Annotated in this window: 16 protein-coding genes; 9 read left to right on the top strand and 7 right to left on the bottom strand. The window is 66.4% G+C overall.

Going from position 1 to position 14,591, the window contains the following annotated elements:
- Window positions 1–7: 7 nt before the first annotated feature.
- Window positions 8–871: an alpha/beta fold hydrolase gene (locus KRR55_RS02895; RefSeq protein WP_217387519.1), complete on the top strand. Its 864-nt coding sequence runs from the start codon at window positions 8–10 to the stop codon at window positions 869–871.
- 81 nt (window positions 872–952) lie between these two features.
- Here KRR55_RS02895 and KRR55_RS02890 read toward each other — a convergent pair whose 3' ends face one another.
- Both KRR55_RS02890 and KRR55_RS02885 read right to left on the bottom strand, forming a co-directional pair.
- On the bottom strand, window positions 953–1,504 hold the full coding sequence (locus KRR55_RS02890) for a PaaI family thioesterase (RefSeq protein WP_254455758.1): 552 nt from the start codon (window positions 1,502–1,504) through the stop codon (window positions 953–955).
- A 63-nt stretch (window positions 1,505–1,567) separates the two neighbouring features.
- Window positions 1,568–2,170: a TetR/AcrR family transcriptional regulator gene (locus tag KRR55_RS02885; protein WP_217387518.1), complete on the bottom strand. Its 603-nt coding sequence runs from the start codon at window positions 2,168–2,170 to the stop codon at window positions 1,568–1,570.
- Window positions 2,171–2,345: 175 nt separating this feature from the next.
- On the opposite strand from KRR55_RS02885, the gene KRR55_RS02880 reads away from it, so the two are divergent.
- The 3 genes from KRR55_RS02880 to KRR55_RS02870 all read left to right on the top strand — a co-directional run bounded on the left by KRR55_RS02880 (window position 2,346) and on the right by KRR55_RS02870 (window position 4,662).
- Window positions 2,346–3,422 (top strand): alkene reductase, encoded by a 1,077-nt coding sequence (locus KRR55_RS02880; protein WP_217387692.1) that lies wholly within the window; start codon window positions 2,346–2,348, stop codon window positions 3,420–3,422.
- A gap of 63 nt (window positions 3,423–3,485) precedes the next feature.
- Window positions 3,486–4,196 carry an SDR family oxidoreductase gene (locus KRR55_RS02875; protein ID WP_217387517.1) on the top strand — a complete coding sequence of 237 codons (711 nt, stop codon included), beginning with the start codon at window positions 3,486–3,488 and terminating at the stop codon, window positions 4,194–4,196.
- 226 nt (window positions 4,197–4,422) lie between these two features.
- Window positions 4,423–4,662 (top strand): LapA family protein, encoded by a 240-nt coding sequence (locus tag KRR55_RS02870; protein WP_217387516.1) that lies wholly within the window; start codon window positions 4,423–4,425, stop codon window positions 4,660–4,662.
- A 95-nt stretch (window positions 4,663–4,757) separates the two neighbouring features.
- Here KRR55_RS02870 and KRR55_RS02865 read toward each other — a convergent pair whose 3' ends face one another.
- From KRR55_RS02865 to KRR55_RS02855, 3 genes are all read right to left on the bottom strand, one after another.
- Window positions 4,758–5,120, bottom strand: coding sequence for a hypothetical protein (locus tag KRR55_RS02865; protein WP_217387515.1), 363 nt, complete (start codon window positions 5,118–5,120; stop codon window positions 4,758–4,760).
- 203 nt (window positions 5,121–5,323) lie between these two features.
- Window positions 5,324–5,824 (bottom strand): DUF456 domain-containing protein, encoded by a 501-nt coding sequence (locus KRR55_RS02860; RefSeq protein WP_217387514.1) that lies wholly within the window; start codon window positions 5,822–5,824, stop codon window positions 5,324–5,326.
- A gap of 67 nt (window positions 5,825–5,891) precedes the next feature.
- Window positions 5,892–6,080, bottom strand: coding sequence for a hypothetical protein (locus KRR55_RS02855; protein WP_217387513.1), 189 nt, complete (start codon window positions 6,078–6,080; stop codon window positions 5,892–5,894).
- 206 nt (window positions 6,081–6,286) lie between these two features.
- Here KRR55_RS02855 and KRR55_RS02850 point away from each other — a divergent pair, with 206 nt between their 5' ends.
- Genes KRR55_RS02850 through KRR55_RS02835 form a run of 4 tightly spaced genes read left to right on the top strand, consistent with a single transcriptional unit; the run spans window position 6,287 to window position 11,158 of the window.
- Window positions 6,287–7,045 (top strand): LamB/YcsF family protein, encoded by a 759-nt coding sequence (locus tag KRR55_RS02850; protein WP_217387512.1) that lies wholly within the window; start codon window positions 6,287–6,289, stop codon window positions 7,043–7,045.
- The gene (locus KRR55_RS02845) at window positions 7,042–8,697 is read left to right on the top strand and encodes a 5-oxoprolinase subunit B/C family protein (RefSeq protein WP_217387511.1); all 1,656 of its coding nucleotides are present in this window, start codon (window positions 7,042–7,044) and stop codon (window positions 8,695–8,697) included. The genes KRR55_RS02850 and KRR55_RS02845 overlap by 4 nt, the downstream gene beginning before the upstream one ends.
- Window positions 8,694–10,436: an acetyl/propionyl/methylcrotonyl-CoA carboxylase subunit alpha gene (locus KRR55_RS02840; RefSeq protein WP_217387510.1), complete on the top strand. Its 1,743-nt coding sequence runs from the start codon at window positions 8,694–8,696 to the stop codon at window positions 10,434–10,436. Before KRR55_RS02845 ends, KRR55_RS02840 begins: the two co-directional genes overlap by 4 nt.
- 41 nt (window positions 10,437–10,477) lie before the next feature.
- Complete coding sequence (locus tag KRR55_RS02835; RefSeq protein ID WP_217387509.1) at window positions 10,478–11,158, top strand: GntR family transcriptional regulator; 681 nt, start codon at window positions 10,478–10,480, stop codon at window positions 11,156–11,158.
- A 29-nt stretch (window positions 11,159–11,187) separates the two neighbouring features.
- Here the strand turns inward: KRR55_RS02835 and KRR55_RS02830 are convergent, their stop codons facing one another.
- A complete protein-coding gene (locus tag KRR55_RS02830) occupies window positions 11,188–11,952 on the bottom strand; it encodes a SurA N-terminal domain-containing protein (protein WP_217387508.1) in 765 nt (254 codons plus the stop codon).
- Window positions 11,953–12,105: 153 nt separating this feature from the next.
- The gene (locus KRR55_RS02825; RefSeq protein ID WP_336245025.1) at window positions 12,106–13,452 is read right to left on the bottom strand and encodes an MFS transporter; all 1,347 of its coding nucleotides are present in this window, start codon (window positions 13,450–13,452) and stop codon (window positions 12,106–12,108) included.
- Between the two features lie 123 nt (window positions 13,453–13,575).
- Between KRR55_RS02825 and KRR55_RS02820 the strand changes: the two genes are divergently transcribed.
- Entirely contained in the window at window positions 13,576–14,577 is a 1,002-nt protein-coding gene (locus KRR55_RS02820) for an adenosine deaminase (RefSeq protein ID WP_217387506.1), read from the top strand.
- The last annotated feature ends 14 nt before the right edge of the window (window positions 14,578–14,591 follow it).

Here is a 14,591-nt window from a genome sequence, read left to right as displayed (position 1 = left end):
AACCACCATGACCACCAGCAACGAGGTGGAACCGGTCATCGAGTCCTATGCCATGGCGCCGACCAAGAGCATCACCGTTGGCCGGGAAACATTCGCCTACCGGGAGCTGGGCCCCAAGGGCGGGATCCCGGTCGTCTTCTTCGTGCATTTGGCCGCCAACTTGGATAACTGGGATCCACGCATCGTTGATCCCATTGCTCGGAGTCGGCATGTAATCACTTTCGACCAGCTCGGCGTCGGCGCGTCCTCCGGGCGAGTGCGCAAAACACTCGAGGAAGCCGCCGACGACGCCTATGAATTCATCACCGCCCTCGGGTTCGAGACGATCGATGTCTTTTCCTTCTCGATGGGTGGATTCATCGCCCAGGACCTGATCGTCAAGCACCCCGATCTGGTGCGCAGGCTGGTGCTGACCGGCACCGGACCACGCGGCGGCAAGGACATCGACAAGGTCGCGGGGGTGACCTACCGCGACATCCTGCGCGCTGCACTCGCGCGTTCGGACCCGAAGGAGTTCCTTTTCTTCAACCGCGACGCTGCAGGGAAACGGGCAGGGAAGGCGTTCATTGGTCGTCTCAAGGAACGCACAGGCAACCGCGATGCCGCCATCTCCACCAAGGCACTCCAAACCCAGTTGAAGGCCATCCAAAAGTACGGGCGTTCAGAGCCATCGGATCTCTCGGTGATCACCCGGCCCACGCTGATCGCCAACGGCGACAACGACCGGATGGTCCCCACGGTTCTGTCCGAGGAACTAAACCGTCGCATCGCCGGAAGCGAGCTGATCATTTATCCGAACTCCGGGCACGGCGGCATCTTCCAGTTTCACCAGGATTTCGCTCCCATCGCCGCGAAATTCTTGGCCGCCTAAATGGCGGTGCTTCCCCTCGAAACGGATGGGCCGCACCGCAAACTTCTTCTGCAGTGCGGCCCATCCGGCGATGCGTAGACGCTATTGAATCGCCGGACCGGGCCGGGAGTCCGGGACGGCACCGTCCGGGTAGATGATCAGGCAGGTGCTCGAGGCGGTGGCCAGTACCCGGCCTTCCGCGTCCCGAATCTCGGCATCGGCGAAGGCGACCGCCTGACCGCGTCGGGTGACCCAGCCATGCGCGGTGACGGCGCCTGTTTCGGCAGTGATCGGACGCAGGAAAGAGACCTTGATTTCCAGGCTGGTGTATCCCACTCCGGCCGGAAGGGTGCTGTGCACGGCACATCCGCACACGGAGTCCAGCACCGTGGCGAAGAAACCGCCGTGAACCGATCCGATCGGGTTGTAGTGCGATTCGTCCGGCTGCGCTGTCATCACGACGTCCCCGTCGGTGACGTCCACGAACTCCAAACCGATGTGGCTGCTGATCGGCGGTGCCGCGATGCGCCCTTCGGCCATGGCGCGCAGCTGCTCGAGCCCGGTCCGCTCGAACAGCCTTGTCTTATCCGCTTCGGGGACCTGGTAATGGATCGTCCGCGAACGGTTCGCCGGTGGCGTGGGCCTTGCTGACATCGTTGGATCTCCACATGCTCGATACGGGTAATGGTTGCTCGGGCTCGGCGACTCGGCTACCGCCTAGCGCGGAAGTATGGCAGAAACCTGCGTCCTGATGGCATCGATGACCTCAACGGTGCTCCGTTGCGCATTAATGCTCGCGGCCATCGCGAGGAACATGACCGCGGAGACAACGCCTGCAAGTGTGGTCGCTTCGCTTTCACCGATGCGCTCATGCCGACCAAGGACCGCTGCGAGTGCCTCCTGGGTTTGGGCGACAATTTCCAGGGCCTCGGCATGGCGCGGTTCGGCGGGGTCACCGAAGACCATCTCACGCAGGTAGGTGCGCCCGTTCTCGACCTGCACGCGGTTGCATTCAACTACTGGCGTCAATATTGCCAGCACCGCCTCAAGCACATCTGGCGTTTTCGCGGCCGCTGCCTGCCCGCGCTCCAGCGCGAGGGCATAGTGCGCGTTCTGGACTAGCAGCAGCAATTCGCCCTTGGATTTCGCGTACAGGAACAACGTTCCGGTGCCGATGTCTGCACTCTCGGCAATCTGCTGGGTAGTGACGTCCTCGATCCCGTGCTTGGCGAACAATTCACTGGCTGCGGCGGTGATGCGCTCGAGCTTTTCCAGCTTGTTGCGTTCGCGCCGACCGAGCTGTTGGGACGGCGATGACATGTGGTGATCCTCTCGAAATAAATTATGACCGCACTCAGTTATGAGTATAGTCGTTAGTGATCGGGATCGGCATCCCGATCAGGCAATCATTATCCCACGATGAATCGGTTCTATCGGATGGCAACCAGGCACGACCGCCGCTTCCGGCCCTCCCAGTAAAGGAAACACTTACCCCATTACAACTTCATCCTTGTGGCAGCCCTTCTCCCTGGGCCGCATCCAGTTACATCACCGCCTTGCCCTGGCCCCCATGACCCGAAATCGCGCAAATGCCGACGGCACCCCGGGTGATCTGGCTGCCGAGTACTACGGACAGCGCGCCTCCCTGGGACTGCTGATCACCGAGGGAACCCAGCCGTCGGAGGACGGACAAGGGTATTTCAACACTCCGGGCATCCACACCCCCGCGCAGGTTGAAGGGTGGCGCAAGGTCACCGATGAGGTGCACGGACGCGGCGGGCACATCTTCATCCAGCTGATGCACGTGGGCCGGATATCGCATCCGGACAACACCGCGCACCGTCGGAAGGCTGTGGCTCCGTCGGCGATTGCCCCGGACGATGAGATCTTCACCCCCACCGGCCGCCAGCAGGTCCCGGTCCCGCGCGAGCTGGGCAGCGGGGAGATCGGCGGGGTCATCGAGGAGTTCCGCCACGCGGCGGCCTCGGCGATCGCAGCCGGGGCAGACGGCGTGGAGATCCATGGCGCCAATGGCTATCTCCTGCACCAATTCCTCTCCCCGAACGCCAACCAGCGCACCGACGCCTACGGCGGGTCGGTGGAAAACCGCGCTCGCTTTGTCATCGAGGTGGCCGCCGCCGTGGCCAAGGAGATCGGAGCCGACCGCACGGGCATCCGCATCTCCCCCGCCTTCCCGCTGGGCGGGCTCAACGAGGGTGGCACCGAGGCGGTGCGTGCCCAGTACCGGTACCTCGTCGGTGAACTTGCGAAGCTGAACCTGGCGTACCTGCAAGTGCATCATCTCGGCGACGACGAATTGCTGCGCTCGTTCCGCGAGCTGTGGCCAAGCGCCCTGCTGGTCCTCCGCTACGGGCGCGAGCGGGAACAGATCGCCTCCGACATCGACGCAGGGCTCTCCGATGTGGCCCCGCTGGGCCGGCTCGCCCTGGCCAACCCCGACATCGTTGAGCGCCTGCGCTCCGACGCAACGCTGAACGAGATCGTGCCAACGACCATTTATGGCGGTGGCGCCGCCGGGTACACCGACTATCCAGCACTCAGCCAATCCTGACCCCACCACCCCTGGGAAAGCGCGACTGCGCAATCCTGACGCAACAAGAGAAGGAACCTCCCCATGACCTCATTGAACGGAGCCGTGGTCCTCGTCACCGGGGCGAACGGCGGTATCGGCACCCACTTCGTACGCGAAGCCCTCGCCCGTGGAGCGGCGAAGGTCCACGCCACCGCCCGCACCCCACGGCAATGGGACGACGATCGGATTGTGCCGCTCACCCTGGATGTCACCGATCCTTCATCGATCCGGGCCGCACTGGCGGCCGCCGGGGACGTGACGGTACTGATCAACAACGCCGGCGCTTCGATCTCCACCCCGGGCATCCTTGCCCACACCGACGAGGAGATTCGCCGGAACGTTGAGACCAACTTCCTGGGCCCGCTCTTTCTCGCCCGCGCCTTCGCCCCGGTCTTGTCAGCCAAGGACAACGCGGCGATCATCGACATCCACTCGGCCTTGGCCTGGTGGGCAGTGGCGGGAATCTACTCCGCGACGAAGGCTGCCCTGTGGTCGGCCACGAACTCCCTGCGCCTGGAGCTTGCTCCGGCGGGAGTCCAGGTCCTGGGCGTGCACGTCGGATACGTGGACACCGCAATGGCCGCACACGCCACCGATCCGAAGGTGGACCCGGCAGACCTGGTGGCTACGGTCTTTGATGCACTCGAAGGCGGCGAGCACGAGGTCCTCGCGGACCAGACGTCGGTTCAGCTCAAGGCGGCCCTCAGTGCCCCCTTGGAATCGGTCTACCCACAGCTGGCCGTCAAGAATTAGCAGGAACCAGCTGTAGGTGCCCCAGGCGACGGCCGGATTGCGGGGAAGCAGGATCCCTCGTCATCCGGCCGTCGATTCCTGGCAGGTGAAGGGCACCTAGGCATCACGTTCCCGCACCGGAATGGATTTCCAGCCGGCTGCAGCACCGTCGAATCACTCCGGTGGCTGCAAGGAGCCAACGCAATGGCCCACGCGTCGGGCCGCGGAATTCGACTAACCTGTTGACATGAGCGAAACCCCCGGCAGCACCAAGAACCCCGTCCTTCAATTCTTCGCGCGGCTCTCGGCCAAGAACTGGATCGCCATCCTCGGCGCGGCCCTGGCGGTCATCTTCATCCTGCAAAACCGCCAGCGGGTCCGCATAGAATTCTTGTTCCTCGACCTTAACGCCCCGCTGCGGATCTCCCTTGGCGCGGTGCTGCTCATTGGCTGGGTCGTGGGACGCTTCTCGTTCCGCAAGCGCTGAGCCTGCGTGCCCCGCAGAGCGCAAAACCGCCCCGCCGGAAGCACCCAAGAGTGGGGTGCGGCCCGACGGGCGGCAGGGGAAAAGTTGGAGTGGCCCTAGAGCGAGGTGCCCATGACCTGCATGAGCATTTCCGGATCGCCGTAGTTGTAGACGACCCAGCTCATTCCGCCGATGAAGGCGAGGGAAGCGACGCCCCATGCGGCCGAGAGCTTGGCCATGAAGCGGATTTCCGAACGGCTGACGGGCAGGCGGTCGGCCGAGTAGTCGCCGGCGACCTTGCTGAAGCGCTCAGCCGGGGTGATCGCCGCCATGGCGTTCAGGCTCACCAGGAAGTTGGAGGCGGTGTCGATGCTGCCGTCGATCAGGCGGGCGCGGGTCAGGTTGTTCTTGCGGTCCTGGGTCATTTCAGCAATGTTGGACCCATGGCGGGCCAACAGGATGTCTTCGCCAAGTGGCATTGTTCGACGCGCCAACCGCATTGCCTACCCCTTTATAATCTTCCAGCGGGGAAGCCGACACCCGCAATCATCTCAATCGTTACAACATTGAGATTACGTGCGAATTATCGACGAAAGCGCTAATAAGCACTTTCGGTTGGCAAGCTCACAGGGGTCTGTGGCCTGGGCCGCCCTATTCCCGTGGCGCCGCGCACATCCGCCGCTCAGCGCGTGGCGAAGTGCACGATCACGCCGATCATCCAGACCGACGAGGCCATGGCCGCGCAGCCGAATTCGACGAGGACGCCCAGACCCATGGCCTTGAGTGCGGAACCCGAGGAGCGCAGCGCCGCCCGGAAATCCTTGCGACGCCCATATTCACCCAGCACCAACCCCACGGCAAAGCCGATGAAGAGCCCGAGCACGGGGATCAGGAACATGCCCACGACCGCCAGCGCGATGGCAAGGGCAATGGAGCCGCGCGGGATCTTCTGCTGCTTGAGGTTCCTGCCGGTCAGCACCGTCGAGGCGCCCCAGCCGGCAAGCGCAAGGGCCATCCCGATGGCGGCGCACCACCAGGCGGCAGGGCCGCCCAGGATCCAGCCCCAGGCCAGCAGCGTGCCGATGGCAAGCAGGCTTCCAGGGAGCACGGGGACGATGGTTCCCACGACGGCAACGGCCAACAACAGGCCGGCGACGACGGTGGTGATGATTTGGATATCCACGAGTGCAAGTCTGACATCCGTTTGGCCCCGTCGGGCGGGGCGCGCCGGTCAAGCGTGCGCGGCCGGCTCAGTCGTCGACAATGGCCCAGCTGCCGGCGGGTTTGTATTCGCTGTCGAAGATGTCTTCCCCGGCGCCGGGTTCCATGGGGTAGTTCTTGAGGTTTCCGGCCCAGTAGCGCAACGCCCGTCCGAGCTCGGCCTCGGGGTCCAGCTTCATCGCCTCGGTGTTCATGTCGACTTCGAAAATGAATCTCATGTCCCACATCCCTTGCTCAGTGCGACGCCATCCCGTGGCGCCACGCCCTGTAGTTTTCCCATCCTAGGCTCGCGGCGATCCGATGTGCCACGGCGAACCGCGCGGCCGGGAAACAACGCGCGGGAAAACCCGTTGCGAAAGATTGTTGAACAATCTGCGTTCATAGTGCATTCTTAAGGGACAACAACACGAGACGGGGGTCACAAATGCCTTACATCGACCTGAATTCCGACGTCGGGGAATCCTTCGGCAACTGGGTGATGGGCGACGACGCCGCAATCTTCACCTCCGTATCCTCGGCAAACGTTGCCTGTGGATTCCACGCGGGGGACCCCAGCGTCATAGCCCAGACCTGCCGCGACGCCGTCGCCGCGAACGTCACCATCGGTGCGCACGTGGGCTACCGGGACCTGGCCGGCTTTGGCCGCCGCTTCCTGGACTGCTCCCCCACCGAACTGGCCGACGACGTGCTCTACCAGCTCGGTGCCCTCGAGGCCCTGGCCCGCGCTGCAGGCTCGGGCATCAAATACGTCAAGCCGCACGGCGCCCTCTACAACACCATCGTGCACCACGAGGCCCACGCCCAGGCAGTCGTCGACGCCATCCGCGCCTTCGGCTCGGACCTGCCCGTGCTGCTGCTGCCCGGTTCCGTCGCCCTGGCCAAGGCGCAGGCCGCGGGCCTGCGCCCGGTTGCCGAGGCCTTTGCCGACAGGAACTACAACCCCGACGGGACCCTGGTTTCGCGCCGCGAGGCGAACGCCGTGCTGCACGACCCCGCACAGGTCACCGCGAACATGATCCGCCTGGCCACCGAAGGCACCATCGTTGCGGTCGACGGCTCCGTGATCCCGATGGACGCCGAGAGCATCTGCGTGCACGGCGACACCGCCGGTGCGGTTGCCATGGCCGCGGCAGTGCGTGCAGGGCTGGAATCCGCCGGCGTGTCGATCAAGAGCTTCGCATGAGCGTGACAGCGACGCGCTTTGCCGGAACCCGGTCGGTGCTTGTCGAGCTCTCCGACCTCGACTCCGTGCTGGCCCTCGACGCCCTGCTGGAGGCTTCTCCGCTGCCCGGACAACTTGACGTGCTTGCAGCGGCCTCCACCGTCTTCATCAAGGCCGATTCCTGGGCCAGCGCCCGGAGGATCGCCGCCGCCATTCCCGCCCTCGAGCTGGGCACGGCGCCGGAAAACGCCGGTTCCCTGGTCACCGTCGACGTGCACTACGACGGCGAGGACCTGGCAGAGGTCGCCAAGCTCACCGGCCTGAGCATCGAGTCGGTCATCAATGCCCACACCTCGCAGACCTGGCGCGCGGCCTTTGGCGGCTTCGCCCCTGGCTTCGCCTACCTGCTCGGCGAGAACCGTACCCTGAACGTGCCGCGGCGCGACACCCCGCGCAAGGTCGTGCCCTCGGGCGCCGTGGCCCTGGCCGGGGACTATTCGGCCGTCTACCCCCGCCAATCCCCCGGCGGCTGGCAGCTGATCGGGCACACCGACGCGGTGCTCTGGGACCTGGATCGGGAGAACCCCGCGCTGATCCGCCCGCAGGACCGCGTGCAATTCACCGCCTCGCACACCGCGCTGAAGCTTTCCTCCCGCACCGCCGCCGCCCCCGCGCACGCGGCACCCAAGGCCGCTGCCGGGCACCTGGAAATCCTGGATCCCGGGTTGCAATCCCTCATCCAGGACCTGGGCCGCCCGGGCCTGGGCAACCTCGGGGTCTCCGCCGCCGGGGCCGCCGACAGCTCCTCCGCCCGTGCCGCCAACCGCCTGGTGGGCAACGCCGCGGAGGCGGCGGTCATCGAAAACCTCCTGGGCTCGCTGGTCCTGCGCGCCCGTGGCGACGCGGTCCTGTCCGTCACCGGCGCGCACGCGCGGCTGTTGATCACCCCCGTGGAGGAGGACAACTTCCACGACGAGGAGCGCGCGCCTCAGATGAACGCGCCCTTTGCCCTGCTCGACGGGGAAACGCTCACGCTTCTCCCCTCGGGCGCCGGGCTGCGCAGCTACCTGGGCGTGCGCGGCGGCATCGACGTCGACCCCGTGCTCGGCTCGCGCTCCACCGACTCCATGTCGGGCATCGGCCCCGCCCCGCTCGCACCCGGGACCCTGCTGCCGGTCGGCACCGTCACCGGATCCCACGTGGTCGGAAACCCCGAGCCCTCCACGCTGCCGGTTCCCGACGCACACGGCATCTACACGCTGCGCATCAGCTCCGGCCCCCGCGAGGACTGGTTCGGCGAGGCCGGGCTGCGGCAGCTGACCGGCCAAACCTGGAGCGTCTCGGCCGAGTCCAACCGCGTCGGCGTCCGCCTGGCCCTGCCCGAGGGCTCCTCGCCGCTGACACGCATCCGCACCGGGGAACTGTCTTCCGAAGGGGTTGCGATCGGCGCGCTGCAGGTTCCCCCCTCCGGCCTGCCCGTGCTCTTCCTGGCCGACCACCCGGTCACCGGCGGCTACCCGGTCATTGCCGGGGTCATCGCCGAGGACCTGCCGGCCGCGGCCCAGCTGCCCCCGGGCTCGCAGCTTCGCTTTGAACTGGTCGACCCGCTCACCCAAAACCCACATGCTCCCCGGGCCGCCGGCGCCCCAAGCCACGAAGGAAACACCCCATGAAGAAAGTCCTGATCGCCAACCGCGGGGAAATCGCCGTCCGCATCGCCCGCGCCTGCGCGGATGCCTCGCTGGTGTCCGTGGCCGTGTACTCCGACCCGGACGCGGATGCGCTGCACGTGCGCCGCGCCGACGAGGCATGGGCCCTGCACGGATCCAGCGGTTCCGAGACCTACCTGGACATGGCCAAGATCCTTGACATCGCCGCCCGCTCCGGCGCCGATGCGGTGCACCCCGGCTATGGCTTCCTTTCCGAGAACGCCAACTTCGCCCAGGCCGTCATGGACGCCGGGCTCACCTGGATCGGCCCTTCCCCCGAGTCCATCCGCGCGCTGGGCAACAAGGTCACCGCCCGCGAAATCGCGGTGCGGGCCAACGCCCCGCTGGTGCCGGGCACCGACGGCCCAGTTGCCTCGGGTGCCGAGGTGCGCGCCTTCGCCCAGGAATTCGGCCTGCCGGTGGCCATCAAGGCGGCCTTCGGCGGCGGCGGGCGCGGCATCAAGATCGTGCGCAACTTCGAGGAAATCGACGACGCCTTCGAATCGGCCGTACGCGAGGCCACCGTGGCCTTCGGCCGCGGCGAGTGCTTCGTCGAGCGCTTCCTGGACAAGCCCCGCCACGTCGAGGCCCAGGTCCTCGCCGACACCCACGGCAACGTCGTGGTGGTGGGCACCCGCGACTGCTCGCTGCAGCGCCGCCACCAGAAGCTGGTCGAGGAGGCCCCTGCCCCGTTCCTGACCGATGCGCAACGCGCCTCCATCCATGCCTCGGCCAAGGCCATCTGCCGCGAGGCCGGCTACCATGGCGCCGGAACCGTCGAATACCTCGTCGCCCCCGACGGACTGATTTCCTTCCTCGAGGTCAACACCCGGTTGCAGGTCGAGCACCCCATCACCGAGGAAACCACCGGCGTGGACCTGGTCGCCGAACAGTTCCGGATCGCCGCCGGGGAGCCCATCAGCCTCACCGAGGATCCTGCCCCGATTGGCCACTCCTTCGAGTTCCGGCTCAACGCCGAGGACCCTGCCCGCGGTTTCCTGCCCGGCCCCGGCCGCATCACCGCCTTCGAGGCCCCGACCGGTGCCGGCATCCGCGTGGACTCGGGGGTGCGCACCAACTCGGTGATCCCCTCGCACTACGACTCGCTGATGGCCAAGCTGATCGTCACCGGCGCCACCCGCGCCCAGGCGCTGCGCCGCGCCAAGGTGGCCCTGGACGAAATGGTCATCGCCGGGGTGCCTTCCGTGCTGCCGTTCCACCGCGCGGTGGTGCGCAACGCCGACTTCACCAACAATGAGCGCTACGGGGTGTACACCACCTGGATCGAATCCGAGTTCGCCGAGGCACTGGCCTCCAGCCCGGAGATCGCCGCGGCCGAGCCAAACGCCGAGCGTGAGACCCTGACCATCGAGGTCGACGGCAAGGCCATGGACATCGGCCTGCCGGCATCCCTGGTCGAGGCCATCCGACACGGCCGAAACGGCGTGGCCATGGATGTCGCTGCCGAAAACGTCGCGGCAGCCTCGGACGCCGCTTCGCTGTTGGCGCCGATGAACGGAAACCTGGTCAAGTGGGTGCTCGACGACGGTGCCGCCGTGGCCGAGGGCGACACCGTGGCGGTGCTGGAGGCCATGAAGATGGAATCGAACATCACCGCCCACCGTGCCGGGACGTTCACCCGCGGCTCCCAGGAGCCGGGAACCGCCATTGGCCGCGGCGAAGCACTCGGGGCCATCGCTTAATGCTTGGGGCTGTCGGGACTGCCTTGGATTAGATTGAAAGGATGCCAGTGAACGCCATGATGTCCGCACTTCCCCTGGCCGAGGGGTCAACCCACGCACACACCGGCGCGTGGGTTGCCGCAGTGCTCCGCTCACGCATTGCCGAGGGGCAGTTGCTCCCCGGCGCGAAGCTCTCCGAGCAGGCCCTCTCCGATGCGCTGGGGGTTTCGCGCAACACCCTGCGCGAGGCCTTCGCGGTCCTTGACCACGAGCTGGTTATCACCCGGATCCCCAACCGCGGCGTCTTCGTCACCTCCCCCGGGCCCGAGGGCGTGCGGGAGATTTACGGGGTGCGGCGCATGATCGAGCCCGCGGCCGTCCTGTGGGGCCCCGATCTGGACGTCGAGGCCCTGGCCGCGGTCATCGTGGACGCGCGCAAGGCCCTGGCGGCCGGCGACATTGCCCGGATGGCCGATGCCAACCAGTGCTTCCATGAGCAACTGGTCCGCGCCACCGGCAGCCAGCACCTGCAGGAACTCATGACCAAGGTCCTGGCGCAGATGCGCCTGGTCTTCCACGCCATGGGCGATGCGCCGGATTTCCACTCGCACTATGTGGAACTGAATGCCGGCCTAGTCCGGCTCCTGGCCGAGGGCAAGCGCGAGGAGGCTGCGGAGTCCCTGCGCGGCTACCTTGACCGGGCCGAGGCCGAATTGCTGGCCCACCTGGCCGACGACGAGTAAAGCCAAGCCACTCCGCCGGCCGGGCGGAGCTACATGTTCGTGGTGACCTTGGCGTCCTTGCGCAGCACCGCGACGTAGTCCTTCACGGCGGCGCCTTCCTTTTGGAGCTTGAGCTGCTGTTCGAGCTCGGGCTTGATCTTCTTGAAGGTGGGAGCCTCCGGCGCCTTGGCTTCGGCGGTTCCCTGGCCCTTGTACTGCTCAAGCACGACTTGGTAGGCGTCCTTGAGTTCCTTGTCTGTGGGCTTGAAGTCCCCGACTTCCCGGGAGATCAGCCGCCCCACCTCAAGCTGGGTCTTCAGTTGGATGCGCACCGCATCCTCGTTCAGGCCCTGCTTGTCCATGGAGGCCAGGAATTCCTTGGAATTCATGCCATTGGTCTTGGCCACGTCGGCCAGTGCCTGGTCGAGGTCCTTGGCCGTGGCGAAGATCTTTTTCTTCTTCGCCTGCTGAATCAGCAGCTCGGTGTTCACCAGGCCTTCGGCCGTCTGCGCGCGCAGCTGCGCCTGGTCCAGTTCCTGGCCGGAAAGTTGCGCCTGCTGCACCATCTGGGGGAACTGGCCCTCATAGATCCGGATGAAATCGGCCTTGGTGATCTTCTCGCCGTTGACCTCGGCAATGATCTCCGGGATCCCGGAGACATCCGGCGTCGGGTCCGCGGCTTCCGAAGGTGCCCCTTCGGCGGCAGGGGCGCTGGCTTCGGCCGGGGCCCCGGGTTCGTCCGCTGCACTACAGCCGGTCATGAGCGCCAGCGAGGCGATCAGGGACATGGAAACGATCCACTTCTTCTGCAACATAAACTCCCAGCGATTGAAACAACCCTTGGAACCCTAACAGGCGAAACCGGGCGGCCGCTGGACATCCCCTTGGGGTGCGTGCGGCGATATGGCCGGCACACGCACCCCAAGGCGATGGCTGGGCTGACCTGTGGCCGGAGCTGCCCGCCGAGGCTAGCTGGTCTTGTGCCCGCGAACCTTCACGGCCGGATCCGATTCGACCCGCTCGAGCAACGGCGGCAGGTACTTGCGTGAGTTCACCACGATGAAGGCCAACGACGCCAGACACAAGGCCAGCATCCCTGCCATGATCCAGGCGGTCTGGATCCACTGCGCGGCGACGGCCACCACCGTGGGGGCCAGGAATCCCACGTAGGCCAGGGTGTAGAAGAACCCCGTGAGCTTGCCCAGTTCGTGTGCCGCGGCCAGGCGCTGGATTTCCAGGAGCCCTCCGACCATGAGCAATCCATTGGCCGAGCCCAGGATTGCGGAGGCGACCAGGCCCAGCGCGGGGCTGGCCGCGAGGATCGCAACGAGCACGGTCGCCAGCCCCAGAAACGCGGTGATCGTTCCGGTCAGCAGCGAGCGCGCATTGCGGACGGTGTCCAGCCTGCGGGCCAGCGGCTGGATCAGCACGCTGCAGCCCAGGGTGACGGCGACGGCCGCGGTGGCGTACGCGAGCCGCCCCTCCCCCAAGCCGGGGATGACCGCCGGGACGACGGCAAAGCCGGTGGTGCCCGCGGCAAAAACCCACAGGGCTGCCGGGGCTACCACCCTCCGGAAGCGCTTGCCTGCCTCCGGACGCGGAGGCGGTGAGGCAACGGGCATACCCTGGGCAGGGGCCCCGGGGCGGGTCTCGGGCAGTCTGGACACCACGACGAGCAGCGGGATGCACAAGAGAATATGCAGCGCGTAGGGCAGGATCGCCGGGGCGGGGGCATGTCCGGCCAGCAACCCGCCGGCGACCGGCCCAAGCCAGAAGCCGGCGCTGGTGAGCAGCGAGGCGCGTCGGGCACCCGATCCCGCAGCGGAGTGCAGGTCCCACGGCGCCTGGGAGAGTTCCTTGACCCAGCTGGTGGCCGCCGCCATGGCCAGCCCCGTGGCAATGCCTGCCATGAACCTTCCGGCGAACAGCGGCGCGGTGCCGATGACCGACCCCATCATGGCCACGTTGGCGGTCATGGACAGGGCGACGGCAAAGAGCGTGACGGGCTTGCGGCCGATCCTGTCCGAGTGCCGGCCGCCCCAGAGCAGCGCCGGAACCAGTCCCACGACATAGATGCCGAGCATCGAGGTGACCATGACCTCGGAGAAGCCGTGTTCCTGACGGTAGAACACCAGCAGGGAAACGAATTGGTTGGCGCCCCAGCCCACCATCATCAGGCTCAGGGCAGCGGGGAACCAATGCTTCCGCTGGTCGGTTGTGACGCTCACGTTCCTGTCCTTCTGATCATTCATTGGCTGCGTCTCGCGCGGGCCTCCGGCACTCGATCGCGAGCGCTTCAACGACCAGTCTGCCACGGCTCCGGAGGCGGTGACCGATCCGTGACTTGCCACTCAACGCGGCAACCGCCCCGGCGTGCACGCGGGGAGGCAGGGGCCCGGGAGACTATTCTTGATCGACCACCGACAGGAGCCAAGACCATGAAGTTGCCCGTTGCCGAATTGCACATCCACCTCGAAGGGACGCTGGAGCCCGAGGCCATCCTGCGCCTGGCCGCGCAGAACGGCGTCACGCTGCCGTGGCCATCCCTGGAACAGCTGAGGGAGCAGTACGACTTCAGCAATCTCCAGTCGTTCCTCGACCTGTTCTACACCAACCTTGCGGTGCTGCGGACCCGGGCCGATTTCCACGAGATCACGCTCGCCTACCTGCGCCGGGCCGAGGCCGCCGGAGTGCGGCATGTCGAGTTGTTCTTCGACCCGCAGGCACACCTGGAACGCGGGATCGGTCTGGGCGAGGTCGTCGGTGGCATCCGCGAGGCACTGCACGAGGGCGAGAAACGCTTCGGCATCACGCACAAGCTCATCGCCTGCTTCTGGCGCCACGCGCCGGCCGCCTCGGCCATGGAGATCCTGCGCACGCTTATCGCCGAGGGACACGATGTCGACGGCATCGGGCTGGATTCCTCGGAACTGGGCTATCCGCCCGCCCTGTTCCGGGAGGTCTTTGACTATGCGCGCGACCACGGACTGCATGTGGTGGCCCACGCCGGGGAGGAGGGACCGCCGGAATACATCGTCCAGGCCCTTGACCTGCTCAAGGTTGAACGCATCGACCACGGTATCCGCTGTCTGGAGGACCCTACCCTGGTCGAACGGCTGGTGGCGGAGCAGATGCCGCTGACCGTCTGCCCGCTCTCAAATGTGCGGCTGCGCACCGTGGACACCATGGCCGACCATCCGCTGCGGCAGATGCTGGAGGCGGGCCTGAAGGTATCGATCCACTCGGATGACCCCGCCTACTTCGGCGGGTACCTGGACGCGAATTTCGCCGCCGTCATCGGGCAGTTCGAGCTGAGCCGAGAGGAGCAGGCGGTGCTGGCGCGGAACTCGATCGAGTCGTCCTTCCTGGAGGAGCCGGCCAAGTCGCGCTTGTGCGCCGAGGTGGACCTCTGGCTGTCGGCCGAGGGACGGGACCTGTAGGCAACCGTTAGAGG

The sequence above is a fragment of the Paeniglutamicibacter quisquiliarum genome (genome assembly GCF_019084045.1).
GTDB lineage: Bacteria > Actinomycetota > Actinomycetes > Actinomycetales > Micrococcaceae > Paeniglutamicibacter > Paeniglutamicibacter quisquiliarum.
Note: the sequence above shows the minus strand (reverse complement) of the source record. Positions and strands in the feature narration are given on the sequence as shown.

Coding starts and splice junctions, on each gene's coding strand:
- KRR55_RS02895 (WP_217387519.1), top strand. CDS start 8: ATGACCACCAGCAACGAGGTGGAACCGGTCATCGAGTCCTATGCCATG.
- KRR55_RS02890 (WP_254455758.1), bottom strand. CDS start 1,504: ATGTCAGCAAGGCCCACGCCACCGGCGAACCGTTCGCGGACGATCCAT.
- KRR55_RS02885 (WP_217387518.1), bottom strand. CDS start 2,170: ATGTCATCGCCGTCCCAACAGCTCGGTCGGCGCGAACGCAACAAGCTG.
- KRR55_RS02875 (WP_217387517.1), top strand. CDS start 3,486: ATGACCTCATTGAACGGAGCCGTGGTCCTCGTCACCGGGGCGAACGGC.
- KRR55_RS02870 (WP_217387516.1), top strand. CDS start 4,423: ATGAGCGAAACCCCCGGCAGCACCAAGAACCCCGTCCTTCAATTCTTC.
- KRR55_RS02865 (WP_217387515.1), bottom strand. CDS start 5,120: ATGCCACTTGGCGAAGACATCCTGTTGGCCCGCCATGGGTCCAACATT.
- KRR55_RS02855 (WP_217387513.1), bottom strand. CDS start 6,080: ATGAGATTCATTTTCGAAGTCGACATGAACACCGAGGCGATGAAGCTG.
- KRR55_RS02850 (WP_217387512.1), top strand. CDS start 6,287: ATGCCTTACATCGACCTGAATTCCGACGTCGGGGAATCCTTCGGCAAC.
- KRR55_RS02845 (WP_217387511.1), top strand. CDS start 7,042: ATGAGCGTGACAGCGACGCGCTTTGCCGGAACCCGGTCGGTGCTTGTC.
- KRR55_RS02840 (WP_217387510.1), top strand. CDS start 8,694: ATGAAGAAAGTCCTGATCGCCAACCGCGGGGAAATCGCCGTCCGCATC.
- KRR55_RS02835 (WP_217387509.1), top strand. CDS start 10,478: ATGCCAGTGAACGCCATGATGTCCGCACTTCCCCTGGCCGAGGGGTCA.
- KRR55_RS02830 (WP_217387508.1), bottom strand. CDS start 11,952: ATGTTGCAGAAGAAGTGGATCGTTTCCATGTCCCTGATCGCCTCGCTG.
- KRR55_RS02820 (WP_217387506.1), top strand. CDS start 13,576: ATGAAGTTGCCCGTTGCCGAATTGCACATCCACCTCGAAGGGACGCTG.